Genomic DNA, 1,190 nt, shown 5'->3' with positions numbered 1-1,190 from the left:
TCGGGATCGACGAGATCTGTTATGGACATGCCCGGCAATTCTTCGGGCGAATAGCCGGTAATGCGACAGGCTTCGGCATTGACGCTTAGGTAGCGGCCTTCCTGATCGGCGAGAAAAATCCCTAGGGGGGCGTTGTCCACATAGGCCCGATAGCGGGCTTCGCTTTTCCGCAAGGCGGCCTCGCCCCTTTTCCGCACCCGCAGGAGAATGACCTGATAGACGATGACCAGGCACATGACGGTCAGGGCTGCGGCAACGGCCCAGATCAAGGTCTTGTGCCTGGCGTAGATCGACTCGGGCATGTCGAGGACCACGGCCCCGGCCGGCAGACGGTCCTGATCCACGCCGAACCGTGTCATCTTAGCATAGTCAAACATTGGCACGTTGGGGCTGTCCATGATCACCGGGAGGGCAGCCGCGGGTTGACCGCCCAATATCTGCAAAGCCAGTTCCCCGGCCTTGTGGCCCTGCTCCAGGCCGCTGACCACCATCCCGCCCAGGGCCCCGGTCCCCAGGTCGAAATCCCAGAGGGTCAGGACCGGTACGGGCGAGGCCTGGGAGATGAGCTTCATACTTTCCCAGAGCGGCATGTATCCACCCTCGGGCATGAGCAGGGTAGTCAGCCGCAGGACCAGGTCGTTATTGGTGAGTTTCGGCAGCTCTTCCAGGGCCTCGGCTGCGGTCAGGTCGAGCCATTCGACCATTTCGACCCGGGTGGTGAACCGGTCGACAACGGCCCGGTAGCGATTGAGATTAGCCCGACTAACGGCCGATTGTTCGTCGGCAATGACCAGGATTCGCTTCGTCTTGGGAAAAAGGGCGAGTCCCAGGTTCAGGGTCCCCTCGATGCTTACGGCTTCATTGACGCCGGTCATGCCCTCCTGGCCGGCGATTCGCTCTGGTCTGAAGTTGTTGATCCCGCAAAAGACCACCGGCACGTCGGGAAACAGTCCGGAGCGGACCCGGATCAGAAAATCAAGGGCCGCATCGTCGGAGACGATGATCAGGTCCTGCTTGTCGTTTCGGTACTTGCCCCAGAGGAAATTGGTCACCCATTGCTCGTAGGCCTCGCCCATCTTCCGGCGCAGATCCAGATGCTCGATGGCCAGCTCGACATCCTCGCGCCCTCCCAGCATCTCCCTGACTCCCTGAACGACGCTGTCGTCCCAGCGGTCGCCATGATGGTAGGA

Annotated in this window: 1 protein-coding gene; it reads right to left on the bottom strand. The window is 61.3% G+C overall.

Going from position 1 to position 1,190, the window contains the following annotated elements:
* Positions 1-1,190: PAS domain S-box protein (locus tag EOM25_15185; protein NCC26523.1), on the bottom strand; the 1,190-nt coding region annotated here is incomplete at both ends.

Source organism: Deltaproteobacteria bacterium (assembly GCA_009929795.1).
GTDB lineage: Bacteria > Desulfobacterota > Desulfovibrionia > Desulfovibrionales > Desulfomicrobiaceae > RZZR01.
Note: the sequence above shows the minus strand (reverse complement) of the source record. Positions and strands in the feature narration are given on the sequence as shown.